Raw genomic sequence first — 20,041 nt, 5'->3', positions numbered from 1 at the left:
CATGCTCTTTTACAGCTCCGGTGAGACAGCAATACTGTCCCAGTCGGCCTCGGCGGCCGGATTCTGCTGTGGACCGGAAGCGAGGCACCTCGGATGGGCGTCGGGATCGACGAGGAGGGCGGGCCCAGCTATACCGTCGACGAGCTGGCCGCACGGGCCGGCGTGACGGTGCGGACCGTGCGGTTCTACGGGACACGCGGGCTCCTTCCACCGCCCGTCATCGGGGCCCGCCGCGTCGGGCACTACGGGCAGAGCCATCTGTCGCGGCTCGCGCTGATCGAGGAGCTCCAGCGGCAGGGGATGACGCTGGCCGCGATCGAGCGGTACCTGGAGCAGCTGCCGCCCGACCTCAGCGCGCAGGACCTGGCGATCCACCGGGCCCTGGTGGCCTCCTGGGCGCCGGAGTCCGCCGAGTCCATCACCCGGCGGGAGCTGGAGCGGCGGGCCGGGCGGGAGCTGACCGAGCGGGACGTGGACCGGCTGGCCGCGATGGGCGTGCTCGACCGGACCGGCGACGACGACACCTTCCGGCTCGACGCGTCCCTGCTGCGGCTCGGGGTCGAGCTGCTCGACGTGCCCATCGAGCACGAGACGATCCTCGCCTCCCGGACCGTTCTCCTGGAGCACGCGCGCGCCGCGGCGCAGGAGCTCTCCCGGCTCTTCCGGGACGAGGTGTGGAGCCCGTACCGGGAGAGCGGGGAGGACCCGGACCACCTGAGCGCGATGAGGTCGCTCTCGGCGCACATGCAGCCGATGGTGGTCCAGGCCCTCCTCACGGCCTTCCAGCGCTCGCTCAGCGAGGAGCTGAGGACGGCGTTCAGGCATCGGTGAGGGGCCCGGGCGGCGGCGCGCCCGGTGCCGGTCGCGTGTGACGGGCACCAGGGGCCGGCCAGGCGCCCGCCTTCTGTGCCCGTCAGGCGCCCGCCTTCTGTGCCGGTCAGGCGTGGGCGAGGGAGCCGGCCGGGCGCCGGCCCCTGATGCCCGTCACGCGTCGGTGAGGGAGCCGGCCCGGCGCCGGCCCCCGGCGCTCGTCACGCGTCGGTGAAGGCCTCGCCCCGCTCCGCCTTGGCGACCAGGAGCGCGGGCGGGGTGAACCGCTCGCCGTACGTCTCCGCCAGCTCGCGCGCGCGAGCGACGAAGCCGGGCAGACCGCCCTCGTAGCCGTTGATGTACTGGAGGATGCCGCCCGTCCAGGCCGGGAAGCCGATGCCCATGATGGAGCCGATGTTGGCGTCGGCGACCGAGGTGAGGACGCCCTCCTCCAGGAGCCGGACGGTGTCCAGGGCCTCGGAGAACAGCATCCGCTCCTGCATGTCGCGGAACGGGATCTCGTACCCGGGCTTGGCGAAGTGCTCGCGCAGGCCCGGCCAGAGCTTGCCCCGCCTGCCGTCCTCGCCGTACTCGTAGAAGCCGGCGCCGCCGCTGCGGCCGGGCCGCCCGAACTCGTCGACCATGCGGTCGATCACGGCCTCGCCCGGGTGGCTGGTCCAGGTGCCGCCGGCCTCCTCGACCGCCCGCTTCGTCTCGTTGCGGATCTTCCGCGGGAGGGTCAGGGTCAGCTCGTCCATCAGGGAGAGGACCTTGGCCGGGTAGCCGGCCTGCGCGGCGGCCTGCTCGACGGAGGCGGGCTCGATGCCCTCGCCGACCATGGCGACGCCCTCGTTGATGAAGTGGCCGATCACCCGGGAGGTGAAGAAGCCGCGCGAGTCGTTGACGACGATCGGCGTCTTGTTGATCTGCCGGACCAGGTCGAAGGCGCGGGCGATCGTCTCGTCGCCGGTCCGCTCGCCCTTGATGATCTCGACGAGCGGCATCTTGTCGACGGGCGAGAAGAAGTGCAGCCCGATGAAGTCGCCCTGCCGCTCCACGCCCTCGGCGAGGACGGAGATCGGGAGGGTCGAGGTGTTGGAGCAGAGCAGCGCGTCGGGCTCGACGACGGCCTGGATCTCCTGGAACACCTTGTGCTTGAGCGCCGTGTCCTCGAAGACCGCCTCGATGACCGCGTCGCAGCCCGCCAGGTCCCTGACCTCGGCGGTCGGCGTGATCCGGGCGAGCAGGGCGTCGGCCTTCTCCTGGGTCGTACGGCCGCGCTTGACCGCCTTGGCGCAGAGCGCCTCGGAGTAGGCCTTGCCCTTCGCCGCGGACTCGGCGGAGACGTCCTTGAGGACGACCTCGATGCCGGCGCGGGCGCAGGAGTACGCGATACCGGCGCCCATCATGCCCGCGCCGAGGACGGCGACCCTGCGGACGGGGCGGGGCTCGATGCCCTTGGGGCGGCTGGCGCCGGAGTTGACGGCCTGGAGGTCGAAGAAGAACGCCTGGATCATGTTCTTCGCCGTCTGCCCGGTGACGAGCTCGGTGAAGTAGCGGCTCTCGATGGTGGCGGCGGTGTCGAAGTCGACCTGGGAGCCCTCGACGGCGGCGGCCATGATGGCGCGCGGCGCCGGGTAGGGCGCGCCGTTGAGCTGCTTGCGCAGGTTGGCCGGGAAGGCGGGGAGGTTGGCGGCGAACTTCGGGTTCGACGGGGTGCCGCCGGGGATCCGGTAGCCGGCGACGTCCCAGGGCTGCCGGGACTCGGGGTGGGTGTCGATGAAGGCGATCGCCTTGGCCATCATCTCCTCGGGGGTGGCGGCCACCTCGTGGACGAGGCCGTTGTCGAGGGCGCGCCTCGGTGTGTACTGGGTGCCTTGGAGCAGCACCTTGAGCAGGGCGTCGGTGATGCCCATGAGGCGGACGGTGCGGGTGACGCCGCCACCGCCGGGGAGCAGGCCGAGGGTGACCTCGGGCAGGCCGATCTTGGAGCCGGGGGCGTCGAGGGCGACGCGGTGGTGGGAGGCGAGGGCGATCTCGTAGCCGCCGCCGAGCGCGGCGCCGTTGATCGCGGCGACGACGGGCTTGCCGAGGGTCTCGATGCGGCGCAGCGCGTTCTTCATCTCGAGGGCGCCGTCGAAGATGTCCTGGGCGTGCTCGGGGCCCGCCTGGACCATGTCCTTGAGGTCGCCGCCGGCGAAGAAGGTCTTCTTCGCGGAGGTGTAGATGATGCCGCGGATGGAGTCCTTCTCGGCCTCGACGCGGTCGGCGATCGCGGTGATCGAGGCCCGGAAGGCCTGGTTCATGGTGTTGGCGGACTGGTTCGGGTCGTCGAGGACGAGGGTGACGATCCCGGTCGCGTCCTGCTCCCAGCGGATGGTGGTGCTCTCGCTCATGTCTCTGCTTCTCCGTGGATCCGTGAAGAGGGGTTCGGACGGGACGGTCAGACGCGCTCGACGACGGTGGCGATGCCCATGCCGCCGCCGACGCAGAGGGTGGCCAGGCCGTAGCGCTTGTCCTGTCGCTCCAGTTCGTCGACGAGGGTGCCGAGGATCATCGCGCCGGTGGCGCCGAGCGGGTGGCCGAGGGCGATGGCGCCGCCGTTGACGTTGACCTTGTCCAGGGTGACGCCCATGTCCTTGACGAAGCGCAGGACGACGGCGGCGAAGGCCTCGTTGATCTCGATCAGGTCGATGTCGTCGATGGTGAGGCCGGCCTTGGCGAGGGCCTTGCGGGCGGCCGGCGCGGGGCCGGTCAGCATGATGGTCGGCTCGGAGCCGGAGACGGCGGCGGAGACGATCCGCGCGCGGGGGGTCAGTCCGTTGCGCTCGCCGGCCTCCTTCGAGCCGATGGCGACGAGGGAGGCGCCGTCGACGATGCCGGAGGAGTTGCCGGCGTGGTGGACGTGGTCGATCTCCTCGATCCAGTGGTACTTCTGCAGGGCGACGGCGTCGAAGCCGCCGAGCTCGCCGATGTCGGCGAAGGAGGGCTTGAGCCGGGCGAGGGAGTCGGCGGTGGTGCCGGGGCGGAGGAACTCGTCGTGGTCGAGGACGGTCAGTCCCGCGCGGTCCTTGACGGGGACGATCGACCGGGTGAAGCGGCCGTCCTTGACGGCGGCCGCGGCGCGCTCCTGGGAGAGGGCGGCGTACTCGTCGACGTCGCGGCGGGTGAAGCCCTCGATGGTGGCGATGAGGTCGGCGCCGATGCCCTGGGGGACGAAGTTGGTCTCCAGGTTCGTCATGGGGTCGGCGAACCACGCGCCGCCGTCGGAGGCCATCGGCACCCGGGACATGGACTCGACGCCGCCGGCGAGGACGAGGTCCTCCCAGCCGGAGCGGATCTTCATCGCGGCCATGTTGACCGCTTCGAGGCCGGAGGCGCAGAAGCGGTTCTCCTGGACACCGGCGACGGTGTCGGGGAGTCCGGCGGCGATGGCGGCGATCCGGGCGATGTCGGAGCCCTGGTCGCCGACGGGGCCCACGACGCCGAGGACGATGTCGTCGATGGCTGCCGGGTCGAGGCCGGGGTTGCGGGTCTGGATCTCCCGGATGAGGCCGACGACCAGGTCGATCGGCTTGGTGCCGTGCAGGGAGCCGTTGGCCTTGCCGCGTCCGCGCGGGGTGCGGATCGCGTCGTACACGTACGCTTCGGTGCTCACGGGAAGCCTTTCGCGATGAGGGCGATGAGGGTGATGAGGGTGGGTGGAACGGGGAGGGGAACGGCAGGGGAAAGGGGGAAGCGGGGCGTCAGCCGAGGAGGGAGCGGCCGATGATCTCCTTCATGATCTCGGTCGTGCCGCCGTAGATGGTCTGGATCCGGCCGTCGGTGTAGGCGCGCGCGACCGGGAATTCGCTCATGTAGCCGTACCCGCCGTGCAGTTGCAGACAGCGGTCGGCGACCCGCTTTTGGAGTTCGGTCGCCCACCACTTGGCCATGGAGGCGTGGACGGCGTCGAGCCCGGCCCCGTCCGGATCGCTGTGCTCCTCGATGCAGCGGTCGACGAACGTGCGGGTGACGGCGCACTCGGTGGCCATCTCGGCGATCTCGAAGCGGATGTGCTGGAGCCGGGAGAGCGGGCGTCCGAAGGCCTCGCGCTCCTTGACGTACGTGGTGGTGATCTCCAGGAGGTGTTCGGCGGCGGCGATGCCGGCGACGGCGATCGCCATCCGCTCCTGGGCGAGGTTGGTCATCAGGTGGACGAAGGCCCCGTTGAGCTCGCCGAGCAGGTTCTCCTTGGGGACGCGCACGTCGTGGAAGAACAGTTCGGCGGTGTCCTGGGACTTCTGGCCGATCTTGTCGAGGTTCCGGCCGCGTTCGAAGCCCTCCGCGCCGCGCTCCACGACGAGGAGGGAGAGGCCGTGGGCGCCTCCCTCGGGGGTGGTCCGGGCGACGACGACCACGAGGTCGGCGAGGATGCCGTTGGAGATGAAGGTCTTGGAGCCGTTGAGGATCCAGTGGTCGCCGTGGTCCTCGGCGGTCGTACGGATGCCCTGGAGGTCGGAGCCCGCGCCGGGTTCCGTCATGGCGATGGCGGTGATGATCTCGCCGGAGCAGAAGCCGGGCAGCCAGCGGCGCTTCTGCTCCTCGGTGCCGAGCGAGGTGAGGTACGGGCCGATGATGTCGTTGTGGAGTCCGATGGCGAGCCCGGGGGTGCCGGCCCGGGTGAACTCCTCGGCGAGGACCGACGCGTAGCGGAAGTCGGGGTTGCCGCCGCCTCCGTACTCCTCGTCGACGGCGATCCCGAGGAGGCCCTGCCGTCCGGCGGCGAGCCAGACCTCGCGGGAGACGATGCCGTCCTTCTCCCACTGCGCGTAGTGGGGCAGCACCTCCTTCTCCAGGAAGGTGCGGACGGTGGCCCGGAAGGCCTCGTGGTCGGCGGTGTAGAGCTGGCGCTTCATACGGCGGTCTCCTGGGTCTGGGTCGGTCGGTTCACGCGGGCTCCCGGGTCGTCCGGGCCTGGGCCCCGGGTCGTCGGGGCCGGGCGGTTCACTTCTCGGACTCCGGGGTCCCGGCCGGGCTCTCCAGGGCGGGTACGGCCCAGTCGCGGGCGACCTCGGCGGTGTCGGCGCCGGGCAGGGCGGGTCCCCTGCGGAGGGTGCCGGGGGTGACGGAGAAGCGGGGCGCGGGGGCGGGCTGGGCGATGCCGCCCTGCTCGGTGAAGGTGCCGCGGGCGGCGAGGTGGGGGTGGGCGGGGGCCTCGCGCAGCGAGAGGACGGGGGCGACGCAGGCGTCGCTGCCCTCGAAGGCGGCGGTCCACTCCTCGCGGGTACGGCTCCGGAAGCGGTCGGCGACGGCCTCGCGGAGTTCGGGCCAGCGGCCGAAGTCGCGGCGGGCGGGGGCGGCCTCCTCGATGCCGAGGAGGCGGACGAACTCGTCGTAGAACTGCTCCTCCAGCGCGCCGACCGCCATGTGGCCGCCGTCGGAGGTCTCGTAGACGCCGTAGAAGGGGCAGCCGCCGTCCAGGAGGTTGACGCCCCGCCTGTCCTGCCAGCCGCCGGCGGCGAGCATGCCGTGGATCATGGTGGTGAGGTGGGCGGTGCCGTCGACGATCGCCGCGTCGACGACCTGGCCCTCGCCGTGCGCGCGGGCGTGCTGGAGGGCGGCGAGGACGCCGACGACGAGGTAGAGGGAGCCGCCCGCGTAGTCGCCGACGAGGTTGGCGGGGATGGTGGGCGGGCCGTCGGGGTCGGGGCCGATCATTCCGAGGGCGCCGGTGATCGCGATGTAGCCGATGTCGTGGCCGGCGGTCGTGGCGAGCGGGCCGTCCTGGCCCCAGCCGGTCATCCGGCCGTAGACGAGGCGCGGGTTGCGGGCGAGGCAGGCGTCGGGGCCGACGCCGAGGCGTTCGACGACGCCGGGCCGGTAGCCCTCGATGAGGATGTCGGCGCGTTCGACGAGGTCGAGGACGGTGGAGGGGCCGTCCGCCGCCTTGAGGTCGACGACGGCCGAGCGCTTGTTGCGGTTGGTGAGGTCGCGGGCGGGGTCGATGCCCAGGCCCGGGCCGCCGGGGCGGTCGACGCGTACGACGTCGGCGCCGAGGTCGGCGAGGAGCATCGCGGCGAAGGGGCCGGGGCCGATGCCGGCGAGCTCGACCACGCGTACCCCGGTGAGCGGGCCGTTCCCGGCGGTGTGCGTCGTGCTCATCGAGCCCCCAGACGTGTGTGACACCAATGATGTAACACCGGAGATGCTAGGAACGTGTTCCACTCGGCACAAGCCCCCCGGCCGAGCAAGCGCTTGGAAATTGCCCGCGGCGGGAGAGGGGGCGGGAAGAGGGGCGTACTCGCGGTTACCCGGGACAGGTACTCGGGAGTAGGGCGGCGGCGGGACGCGGTGCGGGACCCGCTATCCTCCGCCGACGACGAGAGCCGCGCACGGCGCCGCGGCACGGCCGAGATGAGGGTCTGTATGGACACAGGGGCGGACGCGGGACGGGGAGCCGGAGCGCGGCACGAGCGCGCGGCGGCGCCGGCGGCGGGAGCCGGGGCGGCCAGGGCCTACGACGTGGTCCTCTTCGGGGCGACCGGTTTCGTCGGCGAACTCACGGCCGAGTACCTGGCCGCGCACGCGCCCGCGGAGTGCCGCTGGGCGCTCGCGGGACGCAACCGCGCCGGACTCACGGCGCTGCGCGAACGGCTGGCCGCGCGATGGCCGCACTGCGCCGAGCTCCCGCTGGTCGTCGCGGACGCCGCCGATCCCGGCTCGCTGCGTGAACTCGCCCGGTCCGCCCGGGTGGTGGCCACGACCGTCGGCCCCTACGTCTGGTACGGCGACGGGCTCGTCGGCGCGTGCGCCGAGGCGGGAACGGACTACGTGGACCTCACCGGCGAGGCCGAGTTCGTCGACCTGACGTACGTGCGGCACGACGCGCGCGCCCGGGAGACCGGCGCCCGCATCGTGCACGCCTGCGGCTTCGACTCCGTCCCGCACGACCTGGGCGTGTACTTCACCGTCCAGCAGCTCCCGGCGGACGTACCGCTCCGGGTGGACGGCTTCGTCCGGGCCGGGGCGCAGTTCTCCGGTGGCACCTTCGCGTCCGCGCTGACCGCGTTCGGCCGGGGCCGCGAGATCCTGCGGGCGGCGCACGAACGGCGGCTGCACGAACCGCGACTGGTCGGACGTCGGGCCCGCGCACCGCTGGGCGGGCCTCGGTTCAGCCGGGAGACCGGGACCTGGGCGCTGCCGCTGCCGACGCTCGACCCGCAGGTCGTGGCACGCTCGGCGGCGGCCATCGACCGGTACGGGCCCGACTTCCGCTACCGGCACTACGCCTCCGTGAAGACGCTCCCGATGGCCCTCGGGGGCACCGCGGCCATCGGGGCGGGCGTGACGGCCGCCCAACTTCCGCCGGTACGGGCCTGGCTGATGGAGCGTTACCAGGCGGGCCAGGGCCCGTCCGCCGAGCGTCGGGCCCGCAGCTGGTTCTCGGTTCGCTTCGTCGGCGAGGGCGGCGGACGCCGGGTGTTCACCGAGGTATCGGGCGGTGACCCCGGGTACGACGAGACGGCGAAGATGCTCGCCGAGTCGGCGCTCAGCCTCGCCTTCGACCCGCTGCCGAAGACGTCGGGCCAGGTGACGACGGCAGCGGCGATGGGCGACGCGCTCATCGACCGGCTACGGGCGGCGGGCATCCGCTTCCGGGTGGCGCACCGGGGCTGAGCGGCGGGGCCGGGAACGGGGGAGGCGGCAGGGCCGTGCGGGCCGGTGCCCCTCGGACATCAGGGCCGCACAAGAGTCAGGCCGTACGAGCTCAGGGCAGCACGAGACGGAAGGGGTGGCCGGCGGGGTCGGCGTAGACCCGCCAGGCCGCCCCGTCGCCGCCGTCGTCGAGCGACTCGGCCCCGAGCGCGAGGACGGCCTGGTGCGCGGCGTCGAGGTCGTCGACCCGCACGTCGAGGTGGAACTGCTGCTCCGGCGCACCCCAGACGGGCGGCCGGTGGTCGGCCACGCTCTGGAAGGCGAGGACGGGGCCGCTGTCCCCGCGCAACACGGCCGCCCCCTCACCGACGGCCCATCGGGGCTCGGGGCCGACCACCTCACCTCCGATCAACTTCCGGTAGAAGGCGGCGAGTTCCCACGCGTCGGGGCAGTCGAGCACGAGGCACCGCAGTCGCCCGATCACTCCGAGACCTCGTCGGCGGAGACGTACAGGGCGGCGCCGACCCGCGCGGAGGTGGCCGGAACGGCCCCGCGGCGGGTCGGGTTCGGGCCGCGCCCCGTGGAACGCGGCGCGACGGAAAGGGGTGTTGTCATGCGCCCCACTCTGCCGGTGCCCCGCACGAGCCGGTATCCGTACAGGTACTCAGCTTGCCCGCTCCCCGAGCGCCTCCCCGAGGGCCTCCTTCAAGGCGCTGCGGCACAGCGAGTCCGCGTGGCGGGTCGTCTCGGGGATGCGGTAGCGGGGAGTGAGGTGCAGGGTGTGGGCGCAGGCGTTCGCCAGGGAGACCCGGTGGCCGACGGAGACGAAGACCGGTTTCACCCGGGCCCGGGTGCGCAGGGCGCGCCCGACCTCCTCGCCGGCCGCCAGGAGCGGGGCGAAGTCGCCTCGTTCCGGGCCAGGTTGGTCGTACGTGAAGGTGAAGGGGTTCTTCGCGACGCCGATCGACGGCCGGCCCGTGAGTACCCCGAGGTGGCTGGCGAGGCCGAAGCGGCGGGGGTGGGCGAGGCCGTAGCCGTCGCACACGAGGAGGCCGGGGTCGGCGGTCAGCCGGTCGAGAGCGGCGAGGACCGTCGGGATCTCCCGGAAGGCGAGCAGACCGGGGACGTACGGGAACGAGACCCGGCCGACCGCCGTCGCCTCCTCCACCACCTCCAGGGTCCGCGCGTCGAGGACGACGGCCGCGGCGGCGACGAGATCGCGCTCGTCGTCGTAGGCCACGTCGAGCCCCGTGACATGGCCCTCGCCGACCGCCGGCCCGTCCTCGTCGTGCACGAGGCGTCCGCGCAGCTCCTGCTGGACGGTCCGGGCGGTGGGCTCGTCGGCGGGCCAGCCCGCCGGAATCTCGATGATCGTCATGATGCGGCCCAGCCTAGGGTCGCCGACCGGCCGACTCCCAGCTGCGTACCCTGTCTCCGCGGAAGCGCGGTCCGGGGGCTGGGACGGTCCGCCGCGGTCCGGGCCCGCCCGGTAGCCTGGCGATCATGTTCGTTCTGGAATTGACCTACACCGCGCCGGTCGAGCGCGTGGACGCGCTGCTCGACGCGCACGTCGAGTGGCTCGACGCGCAGTACGCCGCCGGCGTCATCGTCGCCTCGGGGCGCAAGAACCCGCGCGACGGCGGCGTGATCCTGGCCGCCGGGGTCGACCGCGCGGAGATCGAGAAGATCGTCGCGGCCGACCCGTTCAGCGTCGAGGGCGTCTGCGCGTACCGGATCACGGAGTTCTACGCGACGAAGACCGCCGAGGAGCTCGCCGCCTTCCGGGAGCAGCTCCCCTCCTGACGGTCCCCGGGGAGGCCGTCACCGTCGGGGCCCCCTCCCCTGCCTCCTCACGCCCGAAGGCCCGTCAGGGCCTGCCGAGTCGGGCGATCCTGCCCTTCTCGCCCGCCGCCCAGCAGGAGCCGTCCGGCGTGCAGTCCACCGTGTCGTACGAGCCGGTGTCGACCGTGCGCCAGGTGCGGCCCCCGTCGGTGGTGAGGTCCGTGCCGGTCGGGCCGACGGCGAGCGCCGCGTTCCTGCTGTGCGGGAGCCACGCGACGCCGGAGCGGTACGCGGGCGGCGGCGTCGCCGATGCCCGCCAGCCGCGGCCCCCGTTCCCGGTGACCGCGCCGGCCTGCGGGGACGGCTGGTCCTTGCGGTAGTCGCCGCCGACGGCGATGCCGTGCGCGCGGTCGCGGAAGGCGAGGCCGAAGACGCCGCGGGCCGGGTCGCCCGCCGGGATCGGCGTGTCGGTGGCGGTCCAGGTCAGCCCCCGGTCGGCGGAGTGGAGCACGCGCGCGGTGGCGCCGCCGCCCGTCGCCAGCCACACGTCACGCGGCCCCGCCGACACCAGGCACTGGCCGCTCGCGGCGAAGCCCGCCTCGCCGGGGAGCGCGTCCGGCATCCCGGTGTTCGGCAGCACCTGCCAGGAACGGCCGCCGTCACGGGTGGAGAGGATGCGGTACCTGCCGTCGACCGGGTCGCTCATGGCGAGTCCGTGCCGGCGGTCGAAGAAGGTCATGCAGTCGTAGAAGGCCCGCGGATCGGTGTTGCGGAAGGACTCGGTCCAGGTGGCGCCGCCGTCCTCGGTGCGCAGCACGCGCGAGGCCTCGCCCTCCCCGATGGCGAGGACGACGGCCCGGCGGGCGTCGAACGCCTCCACGTCACGGAACTCCAGCTCGCCCGCGCCCGGCGGCGAGACGTTTCGCCAGCTCCGGCCGCCGTCGGTGGTCCGCAGCACGGTCCCCTTGGAGCCCGCGGCCCAGGCGGTCCTGCGGTCGACGGGCGCGAGCCCGCGGAATCGGGCGTCGGTACCGGTCGGCGTCAGGTGCCAGCCGGCCGTGTTCGCGTCGGTCGCTGCCGTGGGGGTCTCCCCGGCTCGCGCGGGCGCGGCCAGGGTCAGCGCGAGCGCCGCCCCGATCAGTCCCACCGACATCAATCGTCTCGTGTTCCCCATGGACGTCATGGCGCCGGAAGCTAGTGCCCCCCGCCCCTCCCCGTCCAGGGTGCGTCCCCCGCGGGGCGTTCCTAGGCTGGGTGGCATGACCGACCGTACGAGCGAGCGAGCGCCCGACGAGAAGCCGAAGCTCAAGGAGTACGAGGGCGAGGGCATCACCGTCACGTTCGAGCCGCGCCGGTGTCTGCACGCGGCGGAGTGCGTGCACGGGCTGCCCGAGGTCTTCGATCTCTCCCGGCGTCCGTGGGTGCTTCCCGACGCCGCCGAGGCCGGTCTGGTGGCGGAGGTCGTCCGCCGGTGCCCCTCCGGGGCGCTGCAGTACCACCCGGCGGACGGCTCCGTCGAGCACCCCGACTCCCCCGCCTCCGTCCGCCGGACGCCGTCCGGTCAGCTCGTGATGCGCGGGGACCTGCTCGTGAGCGGCGCGTACGGCGACCGGCACGAGACACGGGTGATGCTCTGCGGCTGCGGAGCCTCCGGAAACCAGCCGTACTGCGACCACTCCGGTCCCTGCGCCGAGCCGGACGACGACGTACCCGAAGCACGCTGACCCGTTCCTGCCTGCGGCGATCAGGCCGACGCGGCGCCGCGCCCCGGCCTCCGAGGCGTCCGTGACGCAGCTCACGCACATCCGGAGTGCACGTTCCGGCCGCTCCGCTCGTCTTGTCAGGTGTCAGGTGCCCCCGTGTCGGGGAGACGCACAGGATCCGAAGTCCGCGCGAAAGGAGCCGGTGGTGTCCGCCGTCATCGAGCAGGCCGTCCAGGCCCGACTGGTCGCATCCGCTCCGCGGATGGAGACCGTCCCCGCCACCCTGCGGTACGACCGCGAGGACCCGTACGCCGTGAGCATGGCGTTCCCTCCTCCGGCGACCCTGGAGGGTGTCGAGGTCTCCTGGGCCTTCGCGCGCGAACTGCTCGTCCAGGGCGTCGAGCGCCCGGCCGGCGTCGGGGACGTACGCCTCCGTCCGTACGGGTACGACCGCACGGTGGTCGAGTTCCACGCCCCGGAAGGCGTGGCCATGGTCCATGTCCGGACGTCGGAACTGCGCCGGTTCCTCGCGCGCTCGCAGCACCTGGTGCCGGCCGGGCGCGAGCACCAGTACCTGGACTGGGACCACGATCTGGCGGAGCTGCTGCGCGGGCATCCGTAGCCCCGCCGCGGGGCGGTCGGTAATTCGATTGCCCCTCCCCCGCTCTCCGGCCTACCGTTCTTCACGTCATGTCGTCGTCCGATCGGAGAAGGACGTTGCTCGTCTGAGGTTGCGAGACACCGTGCCGCGCGTGCCCTCTGTGCCGCGTGTGCCGTTCTCGACCTCGGCGTACGAGCCGTTCTGACGACAGACAGCCCGCGCCCCGGTGTCTCCACGCGTTCGCATCACACCACGTCTGCGCTCACGCATCCGGGAGGCCTCCATGGCGCATCACCCCACGTTCATCACCTGTACCTCGCTCTCCTTCTCCTGGCCCGACGGAACCGAGGTCGTCGACGACTTCCGGCTCACGGTCGGCCCCGGCCGCACCGGGCTCGTCGGACTCAACGGCTCGGGCAAGTCGACGCTCCTGAGGCTGATCGCCGGCGAGCTGACCCCGGCCTCCGGCACGGTCCGGGTCACCGGCGAGCTCGGCCACCTCCCCCAGAACCTGGTGCTCGACACCTCCCGGCGCGTGGACGAGATCCTCGGCATCGACGCGAAGCGGGCGGCCCTGCACGCCATCGAGGCGGGCGACCCGGCCGAGGAGCACTTCACCGTCCTCGCCGACGACTGGGACGTCGAGGAGCGGGCCCGCGCCACCCTCGACCAGCTCGGGCTCGGCGCGGTCGGCCTCGACCGGACCGTCGGCGAGGTCTCGGGCGGCGAGTCGGTCCTGCTGCGCCTCGCCGCCCTGCTGCTCGCCCGGCCCGATGTGCTGCTCCTCGACGAGCCGACCAACAACCTGGACCTGCACGCCCGCGGGCGGCTGTACGAGGCGGTGGAGAACTGGTCCGGAGTCCTGGTCGTGGTCAGCCACGACCGTGAACTCCTGGAGCGCGTCGACCAGATCGCCGATCTGCGGGACGGAGCCGTCACCTGGTACGGCGGCTCCTACTCCGACTACGAGGCCGCGCTCGCCGCCGAACAGGACGCGGCGGAGCGGATGGTCCGCGTCGCCGAGGCGGACGTCCAGCGGCAGAAGCGGGAACTCGCCGACTCCCAGATGAAGTTGGCCCGCCGGAAGCGGTACGGGCAGAAGAGCTTCGAGAACAAGGTCGTTCCGAAGATCGTGGCGAACAACCGCAGGAGCGAGGCCCAGGTCTCGGCCGGCAAGCACAAGGCGCTGCACACCGAGCGCCTCTCGGAGGCCAGGGAGCGGCTCGACGCCGCGGTGGAGGCGGTGCGGGACGACGACGAGATCCGCGTCGAACTGCCCCGCACCTCCGTGCCGCCGGGCCGCGAGGTGCTCTTCCTGCGGAACCTGGAGCTGCGGTACGGGGCCCGGGTGGCCGGGGAGTTCGAGCTGCGGGGTCCGGAGCGGATCGCGCTGGTCGGGAGGAACGGCGCCGGGAAGACGACGCTGCTGCGGACGATCGCCGGAGAGCTCGATCCGGTCGCGGGCGAGACCGAGCCGCGGGTCCCGCTCCGTTTCCTTCCGCAGCGGCTCGACGTCCTCGACGACGGGTTGAGCGTGGTGGAGAACGTGGCCCGGTTCGCGCCGGCGGCGACCGGGAACACGATCAGGGCGCGGCTGGCGCGGTTCCTGTTCCGGGGCGCCCGGGCGGATCAGGCCGTGGGCACCCTGTCGGGCGGGGAGCGGTTCCGGGCGACGCTCGCGGCACTGCTCCTCGCGGAGCCGGCTCCTCAGCTGCTGATGCTGGACGAGCCGACGAACAACCTGGACATGGCGTCGGTGCGGAAGCTGACGGCGGCCCTCGACGCGTACGAAGGGGCGCTGATCGTGGCGAGCCACGACGTGGCGTTCCTGGAGTCGCTGGGGATCACCCGCTGGCTGCTGCTCGACGGCGAGCTGCGGCCGACGACGGCGGAGGAGGTACGGGAGGCGGCGGCGAGCCCCCGGTAGGACCGGCTGCGGGGCCCGGGGCTGCGGGGCCCGGGGCCCGGGCCTGCGGAGCCGGACCCCGCAGCCCCGGAAAGCCATCCGCTTCGGGTCACGCACCGCCGACCCGGCCCCGGAAAGCCATCCGCTTCGGTCGCCGGACGACTGCGCCGAGCCGCCGGGCGTCTGCTCTGCGTAGTTTTCCTGAGGCCTGCCCCAGGGTCCCCAGGACGTGACCTGCATCTCCGGCGCCCCACCGGAGCAGCGCACATAACGGAACGTAACCGGACATCGCCGGGACGGGCTTGGCCGACGCCTTACGGAGCCTTAACCTACGGTCTCGTAACCTACGGATTCGTAGGTATGCCCGTATGCCCTCTCTCCGTCCCCAGGAGTCCCCGTGACGCTCACCTCTCCCCACCTCGGCAGCTCGACAGGGTGGACCGACGCGCGGCTGCTCTACGCGCTGGAAGAGGTCGTGGAGAAGGAACTCAACCGGCACCTGAAGGTCACCAAGGACTGGATGCCGCACGAGTACGTGCCGTGGTCCGACGCCCGCAACTTCCCCGGCTTCTTCGAGGACGGGGAGGCCTGGGACCCGGCGCAGTCCAAGGTGACCGAGATCGGCAAGATCGCCCTCGTCGTCAACCTGCTCACCGAGGACAACCTCCCGAGCTACCACCACGAGATCGCCAGCCTCTTCGGCCGCGACGGCGCCTGGGGCACCTGGGTGCACCGCTGGACCGCCGAGGAGGGCCGGCACGGCATCGTGATGCGCGACTACCTGCTCGCCTCGCGCGCCGTCGACCCGGACAAGCTGGAGCAGTTCCGGATGGCGCACATGAGCGAGGGCTTCGAGTCCGACAACCGCCACTCGATGCTGCACTCCGTGGCGTACGTCGCCTTCCAGGAGCTCGCCACCCGCATCTCGCACCGCAACACCGGCCACCAGTCCGGCGACCCGGTCTGCGACCGGATGCTGGCCCGGATCGCCACCGACGAGAACCTGCACATGGTCTTCTACCGCAACCTGCTGGGCGCGGCCTTCGAGATCGCCCCCGACATGACCATGCAGGCCGTGCGGGACGTCGTGGTCAACTTCCGGATGCCCGGACACGGCATGCCCGGCTTCGAGCGGGCCGCCGCGCAGATGGCGATCGGCGAGATCTACAACATGCGCATCCACCACGACGACGTGCTCCAGCCCGTCCTCCGCTTCCTGAAGGTCCTCCAGATCGAGGGCCTCGGGCCGGAGGGTCTGCAGGCGCAGGAGGAGCTGGGGCTGTACATGAACGGCCTGGACTCCGAGGCCAGCAAGTTCGACGAGAAGCTCGCCGCCCGCAAGGCCCGCATGGCCGCCCGCGCGGCCGGCTGAGCGACCCTTCGGGTCACCGGACGACACGACGGACGGGCGCGGCAGGCTGTGATCAGCCCGCCGCGCCCGTCCTGTCGTGCTCCCGGACCCCTCGCACCCCCGCGTCGAGGCGTCCGCGCCCCCGGTTCAGCCCTCTCGGCGCTTGAGACGGAACCGCTCCTTCTCGGAGAGGCCGCCCCACACGCCGAACCGCTCGTCGTTGCGCAGCGCGTACTCCAGGCACGCCACCCGCCCCTCGCAGGCGCCGCACAGCTGCTTGGCCTCGCGGGTGGACGAGCCGGGCGCCGGGAAGAAGAACTCCGGCCCTGCCTGGGCGCACAGAGCGGTCTCCTGCCAGGACATGTCGGGCTCCGGTGCGGTCAGTACGGTGGTGTAGGTCTGCATGCCGTACACGCTGCCGGAGCGCCGTAAACGAGCCATCAACGTTCGATCAATGCGGCGTTCGCGACCGTTCGCAACGCGGCGCGCCGAAACTCTTTGCGGCCACGTCCAGGAGGAACCGTTCACCGAGTGGGCCGTCCTGGACCTCAGATGGTGACCCCCAGGGCGGGGAGGACCGTCTCGGCCACCCGGTAGGCCTCCTCCAGGAGGGGGTTGCCGGAGAGGATGAAGGTGTCCACGCCCAGGTCCTGGTACTCCTTCAGCCGCTCCACGACCTGGGCCGTGGAGCCGACGACCGCGGTGCCGGGACCGGGCCGGAACAGGCTCATGCCGGGCCAGAGGTTCGGGTGGGTCTCCAGCTCGCGCGCCCTGGCCGGCACCCTGCCGCCGTGCTGGCGGAACTGGCGCTGCCAGCCCACGCCGTCCTCGCCCGCCCGCTCGCCGAGCTGCCGGGCGTACGTCGCCTCGCTGGTGACGTCCAGGAGGCGGTCGGCCGCCGCCCAGGCCTCGTCCTCGGTGTCGCGGACGATGAGGTGGAGACGCAGACCGATGCGGAGCGTGCGGCCGTGGGCGGCGGCCCGGGCCCGTACGTGGTCGAGCTTCTCCTTCAGCAGGTGCGGCGGCTCGCCCCAGGTGAGGTAGACGTCGACGTGCTCGGCGGCCATCTCGATCCCGGGCGCCGAGGATCCGCCGAACCAGAGCGGGACGTGCGGTTCCTGGACGGGCCGCAGGTCGCGGAAGGAGGCGCCGGCGTTCCTGAGGTCGTAGAAGCGGCCCTTGTGGTCGAAGACCTCGCCGGCCGTCAGCCGCTTGACGATCGACCAGTACTCGGCGCTCAGTTCGTACCGCTCGTCGTGCTCGACGTGGAGCCCGTACTCGCGCAGGGAGGCGGTGGAACCGTTGACGACGTTGAAGCGGAGCCGCCCGCCGAACAGGTTGTCGAAGCTCAGCGCCATCTTGGCGAGCAGGGTCGGCGCGATCAGCCCCGGGTGGACGGCGAGCAGCGGCTTGAACCGGGTGCTCGTGGAGGCCGCGAGCGCCGAGCCCAGCGGCCACACGTCGTAGAGGTCCGTGGCGAGCAACGCGCCGGTGTAGCCGAGGCGTTCGACGGTGCCGGCGAGCTGCGCGAGGTAGCCGAGGTCGACCGGGCGGCGGCCCGCCGGCTCCCAGGGGTAGGCGCCCTCGCGCGGGATGATGTACCAGAGGACTTCGGGTGCCGGTGAGGTCATCGGGATCCGGCCTTCCGAGGCAGGGCGTCGGCGACGCTGATCGCGCGGTCGATGAACCCGGTGCGGTGGAAGATGTCGGCCGCCTGCTGCTGCTCGGCGACGAAGTCCGCGCCGACCTCCTCGATCGTCCAGGGCAGGGCGCGCAGCGCCGTCTCCCAGTCGTCGACCGTGCCGCCCTGGTCCGCGGCGGCGATCTCGGCGGCCTCGCGCGGGTGCGCGGCGGCCCAGTCGTCGGCCCGCCGGAGCGCCCGGGTGAGCGCCTGCACCACCTCGGGCCGCTGCTCGGCGAGGTCGCGGCGGGTGAAGAAGACGGACCGGTCGGTGATGACCTCGCCGGTACGGATCAGGGTGCGCAGTCCGCCGGTGCGGCGGGCCGCCGCGAGCTCGGCGCCCTGGGCCACCCAGGCGGTGATCGCTCCGGTACGGAGCCGCTCCTCGCTGCCTCCGTCGGCGCGTACGGCCGTGATGTCGGTGGCGTACGAGAGCCCCGCGTCGTCCAGGGCCTTGGCGACGAGGTGGGTCTGCCAGGAGCCGACGGCCAGGTGGACGGTGCCGCCCTTCAGGTCGGCGACGGTGCGGACCGGGCTGTCCTCGGGGACGAGGAGCGCGCCGTGGTCGGGGCGGGGCGCCGAGACGGCGGTGTAGACGATGTCGTGCCCGGCGGCCTGCGCGGTGACCGGCGGGGTGGAGCCGGTGCCGCCGAAGTCGATGGTGCCGTCGGCGAGATGGGCACCGGTGCGGACCCCGTCGGTGTACGGGTGCCAGGTCACGGTCTCGCCGAGCGCGGCGAGTTCCTCCTCCGCGTAGCCGAGTCGGGAGAGGTGGTAGAGGGAGGGGTTGCTGCGGTGGACACCGATGACGACGCTCATGCGGAGACTCCTTCGGAGGGTGCGGGGGCGGGCTCGGGGGTGGACGGGGCCGTGGACGTGGGTGCGGCCGGGGCTGCGGCCGTGGACGTGGCCGCTTCCTCGGGCGCGTGGACGCCCAGGTCGGCGAGGAGGCGGCGGCGCAGGGCCACGAAGGCCGGGTCGCCGGGGTCGCGGGGGCGGGGGACGGTGACGGGCTCGTCGGTGACCAGCCGGCCGTCCCGCAGGACGGCGACCCGGTCGGCGAGGCGCACGGCCTCGTCGACGTCGTGGGTCACGAGGAGAACGGCCGGGCGGTGGATCCGGCGCAGTTCGCCGACCAGGTCCTGCATCCGGAGCCGGGTCAGCGCGTCGAGCGCGGCGAACGGCTCGTCGAGGAGCAGGAGTTCGGGCTCCCTGACCAGGGCGCGGGCGAGCGCGACGCGCTGGGCCTCACCGCCGGAGAGGGTGGCGGGCCAGGCGTCGGCGTGACGTTCGAGACCGACCTCGGCGAGCGCCCGCAGCCCGGTGGCGCGGGTCGCGGCGCCGCGCGGGAGGCCGACGGTCACATTGGCGAGGACCTTCTTGGACGGGATGAGCCGGGGCTCCTGGAAGACGATCGTGCGGGCCTCGGGGACGAGCGCCTCTCCCGCGTCGGCTCCGTCGAGGGCGCCGAGGATGCGGAGCAGGGTCGTCTTGCCGCTGCCGCTCGCGCCGAGAAGGGCGAGGAACTCGCCTCTCCTCAGGTCGAGTTCGAGTCCGTCCAGGACGGGCCGGCTGCCGAAGACGCGGCGCAGACCGCGGACCCGGACCGCCGTGGCGGAAGACGTGGAGGACGGGGTCATCGGGCTCCTCCCCCGGGGCCGGCCGTGCGCCAGGGCATGAGGACCCGCTCCAGGCCGCGGACGAGGACGTCGGCGGTGAGGCCGAGCAGACCGTAGACCAGGATGCAGACGGCGAGGATGTCGGTGCGGGCGTAGCTCTGGGCCTGGGACATCAGATAGCCGATGCCCTCGGTGGCGTTGATCTCCTCGGCGGCGATGAGCGCGATGACGCTGAGCGTCATGGAGAGCCGCAGACCGGCGAGGAGCGAGGGCAGGGCGCCGGGGAGGACGACCTGGCGCACGATCGCGAGCCGTCCGAGCCCGAAACTGCGCATGGCCTCGACGAGTTTGCGATCGGTGTTGCGGACGCCCCCACTCGTCGAGACGTACATCGGGAAGGTGGTGGCGACCGCGATGAGCAGGATCTTCGCGGTCTCGTTGATCCCGAACCAGACCATGAAGAGGGGGACGAGGGAGAGGAACGGGATCGTGCGGAGGGTCTGGAGCGAGGAGTCGAGCAGCTCGTCGCCGAGCCGGGTGAAGCCGGTGGTGATGCCGAGGGCGAGTCCGGCGGCGAGACCGATGACGAGGCCGATCCCCGAGCGGGTGAGAGAGGTGGCGAGCGCGTCGGGCAGCTGCCCGTTGCCCCACAGTTCTCCGACGGCGTCGACGACCTGAGCGGGGGAGGCCAGCACGTCGGGGGTGAGGACGCCGGTGGCGGAGGACGTCCACCAGAGGGCGAGGAGGGCGACCGGGCCGAGGGCGCGGACGGTGAGGGAGTACGTACGGGAGCGGGAGCGGCGGAGATGGGGCCGGGGGGTGACGAGTCCGGCGGTGCTGCCGGTGTCCCGGTCCGCTGGTGACTCCTTCGCAGGAGGGGGCGCGGGCGCGGAGGGTGCGGCGGTGGTGGTGGCGATGGCGCTGGTGGCGGCGCCGGTCGTTGTCGCGTC

General features: G+C 72.8%; 20 protein-coding genes. 7 read left to right on the top strand and 13 right to left on the bottom strand.

Features of this window, described 5'->3' with window-relative positions; translation table 11 throughout:
- Positions 1 to 93: 93 nt before the first annotated feature.
- Positions 94 to 831, top strand: coding sequence for a MerR family transcriptional regulator (locus AMK27_RS08115; RefSeq protein WP_073904285.1), 738 nt, complete (start codon positions 94 to 96; stop codon positions 829 to 831).
- A gap of 200 nt (positions 832 to 1,031) precedes the next feature.
- Here AMK27_RS08115 and AMK27_RS08110 read toward each other — a convergent pair whose 3' ends face one another.
- From AMK27_RS08110 to AMK27_RS08095, 4 genes are all read right to left on the bottom strand, one after another.
- Complete coding sequence (locus tag AMK27_RS08110; RefSeq protein WP_073904283.1) at positions 1,032 to 3,206, bottom strand: 3-hydroxyacyl-CoA dehydrogenase NAD-binding domain-containing protein; 2,175 nt, start codon at positions 3,204 to 3,206, stop codon at positions 1,032 to 1,034.
- A gap of 47 nt (positions 3,207 to 3,253) precedes the next feature.
- Positions 3,254 to 4,468: an acetyl-CoA C-acetyltransferase gene (locus AMK27_RS08105; RefSeq protein WP_073904281.1), complete on the bottom strand. Its 1,215-nt coding sequence runs from the start codon at positions 4,466 to 4,468 to the stop codon at positions 3,254 to 3,256.
- An 88-nt stretch (positions 4,469 to 4,556) separates the two neighbouring features.
- Positions 4,557 to 5,708 carry an acyl-CoA dehydrogenase family protein gene (locus tag AMK27_RS08100; RefSeq protein ID WP_073904279.1) on the bottom strand — a complete coding sequence of 384 codons (1,152 nt, stop codon included), beginning with the start codon at positions 5,706 to 5,708 and terminating at the stop codon, positions 4,557 to 4,559.
- A gap of 88 nt (positions 5,709 to 5,796) precedes the next feature.
- Positions 5,797 to 6,954 (bottom strand): CaiB/BaiF CoA transferase family protein, encoded by a 1,158-nt coding sequence (locus tag AMK27_RS08095; protein WP_073904277.1) that lies wholly within the window; start codon positions 6,952 to 6,954, stop codon positions 5,797 to 5,799.
- A gap of 264 nt (positions 6,955 to 7,218) precedes the next feature.
- Between AMK27_RS08095 and AMK27_RS08090 the strand changes: the two genes are divergently transcribed.
- Positions 7,219 to 8,469, top strand: a complete 1,251-nt coding sequence (locus AMK27_RS08090) for a saccharopine dehydrogenase family protein (protein WP_079188293.1) — start codon at positions 7,219 to 7,221, stop codon at positions 8,467 to 8,469.
- 91 nt (positions 8,470 to 8,560) lie between these two features.
- Here the strand turns inward: AMK27_RS08090 and AMK27_RS08085 are convergent, their stop codons facing one another.
- From AMK27_RS08085 to AMK27_RS08080, 3 genes are read right to left on the bottom strand one after another with little or no spacing between them, the layout of a single operon-like run.
- Complete coding sequence (locus tag AMK27_RS08085) at positions 8,561 to 8,932, bottom strand: VOC family protein (RefSeq protein WP_073904275.1); 372 nt, start codon at positions 8,930 to 8,932, stop codon at positions 8,561 to 8,563.
- The gene (locus AMK27_RS44140) at positions 8,929 to 9,063 is read right to left on the bottom strand and encodes a hypothetical protein (protein ID WP_274535738.1); all 135 of its coding nucleotides are present in this window, start codon (positions 9,061 to 9,063) and stop codon (positions 8,929 to 8,931) included. Before AMK27_RS44140 ends, AMK27_RS08085 begins: the two co-directional genes overlap by 4 nt.
- A 49-nt stretch (positions 9,064 to 9,112) precedes the next feature.
- Positions 9,113 to 9,826, bottom strand: coding sequence for an endonuclease V (locus AMK27_RS08080; RefSeq protein WP_073904273.1), 714 nt, complete (start codon positions 9,824 to 9,826; stop codon positions 9,113 to 9,115).
- 125 nt (positions 9,827 to 9,951) lie between these two features.
- Here AMK27_RS08080 and AMK27_RS08075 point away from each other — a divergent pair, with 125 nt between their 5' ends.
- Complete coding sequence (locus AMK27_RS08075) at positions 9,952 to 10,251, top strand: YciI family protein (protein WP_073904271.1); 300 nt, start codon at positions 9,952 to 9,954, stop codon at positions 10,249 to 10,251.
- 64 nt (positions 10,252 to 10,315) lie between these two features.
- Here AMK27_RS08075 and AMK27_RS08070 read toward each other — a convergent pair whose 3' ends face one another.
- The gene (locus AMK27_RS08070) at positions 10,316 to 11,383 is read right to left on the bottom strand and encodes a WD40/YVTN/BNR-like repeat-containing protein (RefSeq protein ID WP_073904270.1); all 1,068 of its coding nucleotides are present in this window, start codon (positions 11,381 to 11,383) and stop codon (positions 10,316 to 10,318) included.
- A gap of 106 nt (positions 11,384 to 11,489) precedes the next feature.
- Here AMK27_RS08070 and AMK27_RS08065 point away from each other — a divergent pair, with 106 nt between their 5' ends.
- The 4 genes from AMK27_RS08065 to AMK27_RS08050 all read left to right on the top strand — a co-directional run bounded on the left by AMK27_RS08065 (position 11,490) and on the right by AMK27_RS08050 (position 15,812).
- On the top strand, positions 11,490 to 11,954 hold the full coding sequence (locus AMK27_RS08065; protein WP_073904268.1) for a (4Fe-4S)-binding protein: 465 nt from the start codon (positions 11,490 to 11,492) through the stop codon (positions 11,952 to 11,954).
- A gap of 184 nt (positions 11,955 to 12,138) precedes the next feature.
- Positions 12,139 to 12,555: an SsgA family sporulation/cell division regulator gene (locus AMK27_RS08060; protein WP_073904266.1), complete on the top strand. Its 417-nt coding sequence runs from the start codon at positions 12,139 to 12,141 to the stop codon at positions 12,553 to 12,555.
- Between the two features lie 262 nt (positions 12,556 to 12,817).
- Complete coding sequence (locus tag AMK27_RS08055) at positions 12,818 to 14,461, top strand: ABC-F family ATP-binding cassette domain-containing protein (protein WP_073904265.1); 1,644 nt, start codon at positions 12,818 to 12,820, stop codon at positions 14,459 to 14,461.
- A gap of 376 nt (positions 14,462 to 14,837) precedes the next feature.
- Complete coding sequence (locus tag AMK27_RS08050) at positions 14,838 to 15,812, top strand: acyl-ACP desaturase (protein ID WP_073904263.1); 975 nt, start codon at positions 14,838 to 14,840, stop codon at positions 15,810 to 15,812.
- A gap of 126 nt (positions 15,813 to 15,938) precedes the next feature.
- Here AMK27_RS08050 and AMK27_RS08045 read toward each other — a convergent pair whose 3' ends face one another.
- The 5 genes from AMK27_RS08045 to AMK27_RS08025 all read right to left on the bottom strand — a co-directional run bounded on the left by AMK27_RS08045 (position 15,939) and on the right by AMK27_RS08025 (position 20,008).
- Complete coding sequence (locus AMK27_RS08045) at positions 15,939 to 16,196, bottom strand: WhiB family transcriptional regulator (RefSeq protein ID WP_051819792.1); 258 nt, start codon at positions 16,194 to 16,196, stop codon at positions 15,939 to 15,941.
- 143 nt (positions 16,197 to 16,339) lie between these two features.
- Entirely contained in the window at positions 16,340 to 17,422 is a 1,083-nt protein-coding gene (locus AMK27_RS08040) for an LLM class flavin-dependent oxidoreductase (protein ID WP_073904261.1), read from the bottom strand.
- The gene (locus tag AMK27_RS08035; RefSeq protein WP_073904260.1) at positions 17,419 to 18,291 is read right to left on the bottom strand and encodes an ABC transporter substrate-binding protein; all 873 of its coding nucleotides are present in this window, start codon (positions 18,289 to 18,291) and stop codon (positions 17,419 to 17,421) included. Before AMK27_RS08035 ends, AMK27_RS08040 begins: the two co-directional genes overlap by 4 nt.
- On the bottom strand, positions 18,288 to 19,112 hold the full coding sequence (locus AMK27_RS08030) for an ABC transporter ATP-binding protein (RefSeq protein WP_073904258.1): 825 nt from the start codon (positions 19,110 to 19,112) through the stop codon (positions 18,288 to 18,290). Before AMK27_RS08030 ends, AMK27_RS08035 begins: the two co-directional genes overlap by 4 nt.
- Positions 19,109 to 20,008 carry an ABC transporter permease gene (locus tag AMK27_RS08025; RefSeq protein WP_073905824.1) on the bottom strand — a complete coding sequence of 300 codons (900 nt, stop codon included), beginning with the start codon at positions 20,006 to 20,008 and terminating at the stop codon, positions 19,109 to 19,111. Before AMK27_RS08025 ends, AMK27_RS08030 begins: the two co-directional genes overlap by 4 nt.
- Positions 20,009 to 20,041 lie beyond the last annotated feature (33 nt).

It is taken from the genome of Streptomyces sp. CB02009 (assembly GCF_001905825.1).
Taxonomy (GTDB): Bacteria; Actinomycetota; Actinomycetes; order Streptomycetales; family Streptomycetaceae; genus Streptomyces.
This window is presented reverse-complemented; position numbering and strand designations above follow the sequence as displayed.